This window comes from Amycolatopsis sp. TNS106, from assembly GCF_019330265.1.
Taxonomy (GTDB): Bacteria; Actinomycetota; Actinomycetes; order Mycobacteriales; family Pseudonocardiaceae; genus Amycolatopsis; species Amycolatopsis lurida.
In genome coordinates, this window is sequence record NZ_CP024972.1 from 3,274,757 (window position 1) to 3,285,799 (window position 11,043).

Genomic DNA, 11,043 nt, shown 5'->3' on the forward strand with positions numbered 1-11,043 from the left:
GGCTCCTGAGTGGATGGAGGGTCAGCGCGGGCCGAACTCGTCGTCGATCAGCGCGAGGAGGTCGTCCGGCGAAGCGGCGTCGAGGTCCGCGTGGGCGGGCTTCTTCGCCGCCCACGCCGACACCAGCCGCTTCAGTCGTCCGTCGATCTCCGCGTCGCCGGGGTCGGCGCCGTCGAGCAGGGCTTCGAGCCGGGTGATCTGTTCGGTCACCGCGGCGGCCGCGCCGGTCTCGGGGGCGAGTTCGGTCTGGAGGTACTTCGCCAGCGCGTCCGGCGCCGGGTAGTCGAAGACGACCGTCGTGGGCAGAGTGAGGCCGGTCGCGGCGGCCAGCGCGGTCCGGAACTCGACCGCGGTGAGCGAGTCGAAACCCAGGTCGAGGAAGCCACGGCCGGGGGCGATCGCGGCCGCCCCGGCGTGCCCGAGCACGGCCGCGGCCTGCCCGCGCACCAGGTCGAGCAACGCGCGTTCCTGCTCCGCTTCGGCCAGCCCGGCGAGTTTGACGCGCAGCACTCCGGCGTCGGCGGCCGCGGCGGTACGCCGGACCGCTGGCACCAGATCGCGCAGGACGGGTGGGAGCTGCCCGGCCGCGGCGGCGTCGGCGAGCCCGGCCTTGTCGAGCTTCACCGGGACCGACACGGCCACGTCCGCGGCCAGTGCGGCGTCGAACAACTCCAGCCCTTCGTCGATGCCCAGCGCGGGGAAACCGTTGCGGCTCAAGCGTTGCCCGGCCTGAGTGCCCAGCGCCCCGCCCATGCCGTCCGCCCAGCGGCCCCAGGCCAGCGAGCGGGCGGGCAGGCCGAGCGCCCGGCGGTGCACGGCGAGACCGTCGAGGAAGGCGTTGGCGGCGGCGTAGTTGCCCTGCCCCGCGTTCCCGAAGACCCCGGCGGCCGAGGAGAACAGGACGAACGCCGCGAGTTCGTGGCCCTTGGTCAGCTCGTGGAGATGCCAAGCGGCGGCGGCCTTGGGACCGAACACGGTGGCGAGCCGATCCGGGGTGAGCGCGCCGACGAGGCCGTCGTCGAGGACACCCGCCGCGTGCACGACCCCGCTCAGCCGGGGGATCCCGGCCAGAAGGCCTTCGACGGCGGCGCGGTCGGCGACGTCGCACGCTTCGACGCGGACGTTCGCGCCGAGAGCCGTCAACTCGTCGGCCAGCTCGGTCGCGCCCGGCGCGGCCGGACCACGACGGCTGGTGAGCACCAGTTCCGTGACGCCGTGGGCACGCACCAGGTGCCGCGCGAGGTGGGCGCCGAGCCCGCCGGTGCCGCCGGTGACGAGCACCGCTCCCCCGGCCAACGCCGGGATCTCCGCGGCCCGGGCCTGCACCAGTGAGAGCTTCGGCGCGTACAACTTGCCGTCTCGCACCAGCAGTTGGTCTTCGCCGGTGGCCAGCGCCTTGCCGAGGAGCGTGGTGTCACCGTCGCCGTCGACGAGGACGAAGCGGCCCGGGTTCTCCGACTGCGCCGCGCGCACCAGGCCCCAGACCGCGGCGGCGGCCGGATCCGCACCGTCCTCTTCGGACAGTGCGACCGCGCCGACGGTCAGGACGACCAGCCGGGTGTCCGCGTACGCCGGGTCCTGGAGCGCGGCGAGCACGGTCGCCGTGGCCGAACGCGCCGCGTCGGCCACGTCACCGGCCGGTTCGGCGAGTTCCAGGACCACGGCGCCGGGCAGCTCGGCGCCGACGTCTTCGAGCCGGGCCCAGGACAGTTCGGCGTCACCCGCCGGGACCGGCGACCAGACGATCCGGTGCAGCGACTCGCTCGGGGTGGTCACCGCGGCCGGTCGCTCCCCGAAGGTCACCTCGGCCGACAGCACCGGGGCGCCCGCGAGGTCGAACACCGCCAGCTCCCCCGCCGGGCTCAGGTGCGCCCGGACGGTGGTGGCGCCGGTGGCGTGCAGGGTCACGTTCCGCCAGGCGACCGGCCAGCCGTGTCCGGCCAGGACCGGGTCGAGCAGGCTCGGATGCAGGCCGTACAGCTGCGCGCTGTCGTCCGGCAGGGTCAGTTCGGTCAGCGGTCCGGCCGGGGCCGGCGGTGCCGGGGCCGGGATGGTGACCAGGAATCCGGTTCCGTGCCGCTGCCAGCCCTGTCCGGCGCGGGTGTGGATCGAGACCGGGCGACGGCCGCCGCTCTCGGCACCGACGGCGACCTGGACCTCGCGGTCCCCGGTCAGCGGTGCCTCGACCGCGAATTCGGCCAGGGTGCCCGCCCCGGCCTCGTCCCCGGCGCGGATCGCCAGCTCCACCAGCAGCGTGTCCGAAGGGTCGGCGGGCAGGGCGCCGGTGCACAGGACCGAACCGTCGTCCGCCGACGTCACGGCGTTGGCCAGCACCGGGTGGCGCAGGCCGCCGGAGACCCGCGCCACGGCGGGCTCGCGCAGCCAGTACCGCTCGTGCTGGAAGGCGTAGGTCGGCAGGTCGACGACACGCGGTTTCGCGGGGGCGAAGAACGCGGCCCAGTCGACGTCGATCCCGCGGACGTGCAGGCGGGCCAGCGCGGTGACCGCCGTCGCCGTCTCGTCCTTGTCGTCGCGCAGGGCGGGGATCGCCTCGCCGGATCCCGCGGCCAGCGCCGAAAGCACCGCCGCCGGGCCGATTTCGAGGTAGGTGGTCACGTTCTCGGCCGACAGCGCGGTCAGCGCGTCGGCGAACCGGACCGGCTCCCGCACGTGCCGCACCCAGTACGCCGGGTCGGTCAGCTCGGTGGCGACGGCGCCGGTGACGGCCGAGACGACCGGGATCGACGGCTCGGCGTAGGTCAGGCTCCGCGCGACTTCCGCGAAGTCGTCGAGCATCGGGTCCATGAGCGGCGAGTGGAACGCGTGGGAGACGTCGAGCCGCTTCACCTTGCGGCCGCGGGCTTCCAGCGCGGCCGCGGCGGCGAGCACAGGTTCCTCAGCGCCCGAGAGCACGACGGCGTCCGGGCCGTTGACCGCCGCGACGGCCACGCCGAATTCGGCGACCTCGGCCTCGGTGGCCTGCACGGCGACCATCGCGCCGCCTCCGGGCAGCGCCTCCATCAGCCTGCCTCGCGCTTCGATCAGCTTCGCCGCGTCTTCCAGCGAGAACACGCCCGCGACATGCGCGGCGGCGATCTCGCCGATCGAGTGCCCGGCGACGAAGGCCGGGCGCACCCCCCACGACTCGAAGAGCCGGTGGAGCGCGACCTCCAAGGCGAAGATCGCGGGCTGGGCGGTCCCGGTCCGGCTCAGGTCACCGTCGAGCGGGAGCAGCGCGGCGATCTCGTCGTAGGCCTTCGCGAAAGCGGGGAAGGCTTCGTAGAGCCCCTGACCCATGCCTTCGCGTTGAGAACCCTGTCCGGTGAACAGGAAGGCGAGGCGGCCGGACGCGGGTTCGCCCGAAGCCAGGGTCCGCAGGCCCGCGCCGGGTTCGCCGACGACGACCGCGCGGTACTGGTGGTGGGTGCGAGTGGTGGCGAGCGAGTAACCGGCGTCGACAGTAAAGTCCACTGTGGACAATCGGGAAGTCTGCGCGGCCAGCGCCTCCGGCGTGCGTCCGGAGACCGCCAGCGGTACCACGGGCAGCGTTCCCGAAGGCTCCGGCTCGGGTTCGGCCGGGGCCTGTTCGAGGACGACGTGGGCATTGGTGCCGCTGATGCCGAACGACGACACCCCGGCGCGACGCGGGCCGCCGGTCTCCGGCCACGGCGTCTGCGCGGTGAGCAGTGAGATGTCGCCCGTCGTCCAGTCGACGTGGGGCGTCGGCTCGTCCACGTGCAGGCTCGCCGGGACGAGCCCGTGGTTCATCGCCTCGACCATCTTGATGATCCCGGCGACCCCGGCGGCGGCCTGCGTGTGGCCGATGTTCGACTTGACCGAACCGAGCAGCAGCGGCCGTTCCCGGCCCTGGCCGTAGGTCGCCAGCAGCGCCTGCGCCTCGATCGGGTCGCCCAGCGGGGTGCCGGTGCCGTGCGCCTCGACGACGTCCACAGTGGACGCTTCGACCCCGGCGTTCGCCAGCGCCGACCGGATCACCCGCTGCTGCGAAGGTCCGTTGGGGGCGGTGAGCCCGTTGGAGGCGCCGTCCTGGTTGACCGCGGAGCCCTTGACGACCGCGAGGACGCGGTGCCCGTTGCGGCGGGCGTCGGAAAGACGTTCCAGTACCAGGATTCCGACGCCTTCGGCCCAGTTCGTGCCGTCGGCGGCCCCGGCGAACGGTTTGCAGCGGCCGTCCGGCGCCAGCCCGCGCTGCCGCGAGAACTCGACGAACATGTCGGGCGAGGCCATCACGTTGACGCCGCCCGCCAGCGCCAGCGTGCACTCCCCCGACCGCAGCGACTGCGCGGCCAGGTGCACGGCGACCAGCGAAGACGAGCAAGCGGTGTCGACGGAGACGGCCGGGCCTTCCAGTCCTAGCGAGTAGGCGACGCGGCCGGAGACGACGCTGCTGAAGGACGCGGTGCCGAGGAAACCCTCGACCTGCTGGGGAATCGCGCTCAGCCGCGAGATGTAGTCGTTGGACAGGGCACCCGCGAAGACACCGGTGCTGGTGCCGCGCAGGGACGCCGGATCGATGCCCGCCCGCTCCAGCGCCTCCCACGCGGTCTCGAGCACCTGGCGCTGCTGCGGGTCGATGGCCAGCGCCTCGCGCGGTGAGATCCCGAAGAACTCGGCGTCGAAATCGCCCGCGTTGTAGAGGAAAGCGCCCTCAGACGCGTACGTGGTGCCGCGGTGATCGGGGTCCGGATGGAACAGCGAGTCCAGCGGCCAGTCGCGGTCGGCCGGGAAGTCCCCGACGCCGTCGCGGCCTTCGGCGACCAGCTGCCAGAGCTCGGCGGGTGAGGTGACCTCGCCCGGGTACCGGCAGCCCATGCCGACGATGACGACCGGATCGTCGTGGAGACCGGCCCCGGTCGTGGCGGGGGTGACCGCGACCGGGGCCGGCGTCTCGTCCCCGACGAGTTCGCCGCGCAGGAAGATCTTCAGCGCGTCGGGCGTCGGGTGGTCGAAGACGAGCGTCGCGGGCAGCCGGAGACCGGTGGCGGCGCCGAGACGGTTGCGCAGTTCGACCGCGGTGAGCGAGTCGAAGCCGATTTCGTTGAAGGCGCGGGTCGCGACGATCCCGGCCGCGTCGGCGTGCCCGAGGACCAGCGCGACCTCGCGGCGCACGAGGTCCAGCAGGAGTTCGTCCCGGTCCGGCGCGGACAGCCCGGCGAGCTTGCGCCGCAGTTCGCCCGCCTGTTCGGCGGTGGCGGTCTTCGCCTTGGCGCGGCCGGAACCGCCGACGAGCGCGCGGATCAGCGGGGAGATCGGGGCGTCGCTGCCGCGCACGGTCGCGCGGTCGAATTCGAGGCCGAGCAGGGCGGCGTGGTCGAGGCCGACCGCGCGGTCGAACATCGCCAAGCCCTTTTCGGGGTCGATCGGCGGGAAACCGCTGCGGCGCATACGTTCTTCGCCCGCGTCGCCGAGTTCGCCCTTCATGCCGCCGGACCACAGGCCCCACGCGACGGACTGCGCGGCCAGTCCTTCGGCGCGGCGCCGGGTGGCGAGGCCGTCGAGGAAGGCGTTGGCGGCGGCGTAGTTGCCCTGGCCCGGGTTGCCGAGCACACCGGCGGCGGAGGAGAACTGGACGAACCAGCGCAGCGGAAGATCCGCGGTCAGCTCGTGCAAATGCCAGGCGGCGTCGGCCTTCGGGGCGAGGACACGGTCGAGACGTTCGGGATTCAGCGCGTCGATCGGCGCGTCGTCGAGGACACCGGCCGCGTGGACCACGGCGGTCAGCGGGTGCTCGGCCGGGATCGCGGCGAGAAGCGCGGCGACGGCTTCACGGTCCGCGCCGTCGCACGCGGCGATGGTGACTTCGGCGCCGAGCGCCCGCAACTCGTGCGACAGCTCGGTCGCGCCAGGAGCGTCCGGGCCGCGGCGGCTGGTGAGCAGCAGATGCCGGACGCCGTACACGGCGATGAGGTGCTTGGCGAGCATCGCGCCGAGGCCACCGGTACCGCCGGTGATCAGGACGGTGCCGCCGGGCTCCGGGCCACGCGGGATGGTGAGCACGACCTTGCCGATGTGCTTGGCCTGGCTGAGCAGACGGAACGCCTCCGGTGCCCGGCGGACGTCCCAAACGTGACGCGGCAACGGCTTCAGCACACCGCCCGCGAACAGCTCCAGCACTTCGGCCCACATGCGGGAGAACTGCTCGGGGCCGGCCTCGATGAGGTCGTAGGGCCGGTAGCGCACACCGGGGTGTTGCGCGGCGACCTCGCCGGGGTCGCGCAGTCCGGCCTTGCCCATCTCCAGGAACCGGCCGCCCCGCGGCAGCAGCCGCAAGGAGGCGTCGACGAAGTCACCGGTGAGCGCGTCGAGGACGACGTCGACACCGCGGCCTTCGCTGGTGGCGAGGAAGTGCTGTTCGAAGTCGAGGGTGCGGGAGTTGGCGATGTGGCCGTCGTCCAGCCCGGCTTCGCGCAGCACATGCTGTTTCGCCGGGCTGGCGGTGCTGTAGACCTCGGCGCCGAGGTGCCGGGCGATCTGGATCGCCGCCATACCGACGCCACCGGCGCCCGCGTGGATCAGGACGGATTCCCCCGCCTTCAACCCGGCGAGTTCCTTGAGGCCGAAGTAGGCGGTGAGGAACACCAGCGGCACGGACGCGGCTTCTTCGTCCGTCCAGTTTTCGGGGATGCGGGCGCACATCGAGCGCTGCGCGGTGGTGATGGAGCCGATGCCGCCGATGGCGACGCCCATCACGCGGTCGCCGGGGGCGAGATCGTCCACTTCGGACCCGGTTTCCAGGACCACACCGGCGATCTCGTTGCCGAGCGGCCCTGGCTCGCCTTCGAACATGCCGAGGACGTTGAGGGCGTCGCGGAAGTTGAGGCCCGCGGCGGCGACGGCGACGCGGATATGCCCGGGCTCCAACGGTTCCAGGGCTTGGAGGCAGGGTTCGAGCCGCAGTTCCTCCAGGGTGCCGCGGGCGGCCATGCCGAGGCGCCACGCGGGTTCGGCGGGCGGGCTGAGCTCGTCGGTGCCGGGGACCGGGGCGAGCCGGAGCGCGGCGAATCCGCCGTCGCGCAAGGTCAGCTGGGGTTCGCCGGTCGCCAGCGCGGCGGCGAGTTCGGTTTCGGTCAGGTCGCCGGTCTCGGTGTCGACGAGGACGACCCGGCCGGGGAGTTCGCTCTGCGCGGAGCGGCCGAGACCCCAGACCGCGGCGGCGGCCGGGTCGACCCGGCCGGGGCCGATGGCGGCGCAGGTGACGAGGACGAGTTTCGCGTCGGCGAACCGGTCTTCAGCCGAGAACTGCTGCAGGACGGCGAGCACCTCACGGGTGGCGACACGGACACTCGCCGGGTCGGTGAACACGGGGAGCACGACCACCGGCGGTACGGCGCCTCCGCCGACCCGCCCGTGATAGGCCCACTCGACCGGTGATGGCTCGGCCGGGGTGGGCAGCGGCGTCCAGTCGAGGCGGAACAGCGAGTCGAGACCAGGGGCCGCCGACGTGACGGGCGCGAGTTCGCGCAGGGTCAGGGAGCCGATGGTGACGACCGGTGCTCCCGTGCCGTCGGCGGCGCGCAGGGAGACGGCACCGGACGGCCCGGGCGTGAGTTTCAGCCGCAGCGCCGACGCGCCGGTGGCGTGCAGGGTGACGTCCTGCCAGTGGAACGGCAGCTTGGCGCCGCCCGCTTCCCCGGCCAGCAGGCCGATCGCGTGCAGACCGGCGTCCAGGAGCGCGGGATGGAGGCCGAACCGCTCGACGTCGGCCTTCGCGGTGTCTTCCGGTAGCGCGGTTTCGGCGAAGATCTCCTCGCCCAGCCGCCAAGCGGCCTTGAGTCCTCGGAAGACCGGGCCGTATTCCAATCCGGCGGCGGCGAAGGCCGGGTAGACCTCGGCGACGTCGATCGAGACGGCGTCACGGGGCGGCCACTCGGCGAGGTCGAAACCGGCGGCCGGAGCCTGCGGCGCCAAGGTTCCCGACCCGTGCAGCGTCCACGCGGCTTCCCCGGCGCGCGAGTACACGGCGACGGCGCGACGTCCGCTTTCGTCCGGCCCGGCCAGGACGACCTGGACGTCCAGCGGACCCGCGAGCACCATCGGCTCGCGCAGGGTGAGCTCTTCCAGATGCGCGCAGCCGGCTTCGTCACCGGCTCGCAGCGCGAGCTCGACCAGGGCCGTACCGGGCACGATGACGGTGCCCGCGACCGCGTGATCGGAAAGCCAGGGGTGGGTGGACGGCGAGAGCCGGCCGGTCAGCACGACACCGGCGCCGTCGGCGAGCGGGACGGACGCGCCCAGCAGCGGGTGGGCGGCGTCGGCGAGACCGAGCCCACCGGGGTCCCCCGCGCCGCGGCCGCCGCGCAACCAGTAGTTCTCGCGCTGGAACGGGTACGTCGGCAGATCGATCGTGCGGGCCCCGGTGCCCTCGTAGAACGCGGTCCAGTCGACGCGAGCGCCGCGGACGTGCAGTTCGGCCAGCGCGGTCATCGCCGTCTGAGCCTCGGCGCGGTCCTTGCGCAGCACCGGGACGACGAGAGTGCCTTCGGGCGGCAGGGTCCGCGCCGCCATCCCGGCCAGCACCGCGTCCGGGCCGATCTCGACGAACCGGGAAACCCCTTCACCGCGCAGGAATCCGACGCCGTCGGCGAACCGCACCGGCTGCCGGACGTGCCGCGGCCAGTAGCCGGGCACGGTGACCTCGCCGGGACCGGCGAGGCGTCCGGTCACGTTGGACACCACGGGGATCGACGGCGTCCCGTGCGGGATCTCCTCGGCGATGGTGCCGAATTCGGCGAGTATGCCGTCCATCCGCGCGGAATGCGACGCGTGGGAGATGTTGAGCCGTTTGATCTTCCGGCCGCGTTCGGCGAATTTCGCGGCGAGGGCCTCGGCGGCGGCCTCCTCACCGGAGACGACGACCGAGTCGGGGGCGTTGAGCGCGCCGATCTCCAGGCCGTCGGTCAGTTCGGCGGCGATCTCCTCCTCCGTGGCCTGGATACCGATCATCGCGCCGCCCGGCGGCTGGGCCTCCATCAGGCGGCCGCGCGCGGTGATCATCCGCGCGGCACCCGCCAGATCCCAGACCCCGGCGACATGGGCGGCGGCCAGTTCGCCGGCGGAGTGCCCGACGACGTAGTCCGGGTGGACACCCCACGACTCCAGCAGCCGGAAGAGCGCCACCTGCAGGGCGAACATCGCGGGCTGCGCGAAGGTCATCCGGTCGAGCAGCTTCTGGTCGTCGCCGAAGACGACGCCCGCCAGCGGCCGGTCGAGGTGCGGGTCGAGGGCGGCGCACGTCTCGTCGAAGGCGGCGCGATAGGCGGGGAAGGTGTCGTACAGCTCGCGGCCCATGCCGCAGCGCTGGGCACCCATGCCGGAGAACAGGAACGCGGTGCGCCCGAGCAGCGGTTCGCCGGTGACGACGCCGGGAGCGGGCTCTCCCTCGGCGAGCGCGGTCAGCCCGGCGGCGAGGTCTTCCCGGGTGCTGCCGACGATCGCGGCGCGCGACTCCAGCGCGGTCCGGGTGGTGGCCAGCGACCAGCCGAGATCGAGCGGGTCGACAGTGTCCACTATGGACAGAAGCTGCGCGGCGGCGGCCTTCAACGCGGCCGGGCCACGAGCCGAAAGGGGCCAGGTCTGGACGGCGGGCGCGGTCCGTTCCGGCTCGGTGTCCTCGCCGTCGGGGGCCTGCTCCAGGATGACGTGCGCGTTGGTGCCGCTCATGCCGAAGGACGACACCCCGACGCGGCGCGGGCGGTCCCCGGTCTCCCACGGCCGGGGTTCGGTGAGCAGTTCGACGGCGCCGGCCGTCCAGTCGACGTGCGGTGACGGCTCGTCGACGTGGAGGGTGCGGGGCAGCACGCCGTGCCGCATGGCCTCGACCATCTTGATGATCCCGGCGACCCCGGCCGCGGCCTGCGTGTGCCCGATGTTCGACTTGACCGAACCGAGCCACAGCGGGGTTTCCCGCTCGCGGCCGTAGGTGGCCAGCAGCGCCTGCGCCTCGATCGGGTCGCCGAGGGTCGTGCCGGTGCCGTGCGCCTCCACGGCGTCGACGTCGGCGGCGGTCAGCTTCGCGTTCTCCAGCGCGGCACGGATGACACGTTGCTGGGCCGGACCGTTGGGCGCGGTCAGGCCGTTGGACGCGCCGTCCTGGTTGACCGCCGTTCCCCTGAGCACGGCGAGGATCCGGCGCCCGTTGCGGCGCGCGTCGGACAGCCGCTCCAGCAGGAGCATGCCCGCGCCCTCGCCCCAGCCGGTGCCGTCGGCGCCGGCGGCGAACGCCTTGCAGCGCCCGTCCGGCGCCATCCCGCGCTGACGCGAGAATTCGACGAACGTCTCCGGCGTGGCCATCACCGTGACGCCGCCCGCCAGTGCGAGCGAGCACTCCCCCGACCGCAGCGCGTGCGCCGCGAGGTGGACCGCCACCAGCGACGACGAGCAGGCCGTGTCGATCGTGACCGCCGGGCCTTCCAGCCCGAGCGTGTAGGAGAGCCGCCCCGACAGCACACTGTTGGCCGAGCCGGTGCCGAGAAACCCTTCGACCTCTTCGGATCCGCCGTCGAACCCGGAGACGTACTCGGTGCGCATGGCCCCGGCGAACACCCCGGTGGCGCTGCCCTTCAGCGCCGCCGTGTCCAGCCCGGCCCGTTCGAAGGTCTCCCACGTGACCTCCAGCAGCAGCCGCTGCTGCGGGTCCATCGCCAGCGCTTCCCGCGGCGAGATCCCGAAGAAGCCCGCGTCGAATTCCCCGGCGTCGTGCAGGAATCCGCCCTGGTCGCTGTAGGTGGTACCCCGGTGCTCCGGGTCCGGATGGTAGAGCCCGTCGGTGTCCCAGCCCCGGTTCGCCGGGAACCCCGTCATCCCGTCCTCGCCGCCGCCGACGAGGTCCCACAGTCCTTCCGGCGAGGTGACCCCGCCCGGGAAGCGGCAGGCCATGCCGATCACGGCCAGTGGTTCCGAGCCGCTTTCCTCGGCCTCCCGCAGCCGGCGCCGCGTCTCGCGCAGTTCGGCGGTCAGTCGCTTGAGGTAGTCGAGCGTCCGCTCGTCGGTCGTCATGACGGTGGTCCTCCTCGCGGCGGCAGG

At 73.3% G+C, this 11,043-nt stretch carries 1 protein-coding gene; it reads right to left on the reverse strand.

All coding sequences use genetic code 11. From position 1 onward, the window contains the following. Positions 1 to 21: 21 nt before the first annotated feature. Positions 22 to 11,016, reverse strand: a complete 10,995-nt coding sequence (locus tag CVV72_RS14720) for a type I polyketide synthase (protein WP_219152969.1) — start codon at positions 11,014 to 11,016, stop codon at positions 22 to 24. Between the last annotated feature and the right edge of the window lie 27 nt (positions 11,017 to 11,043).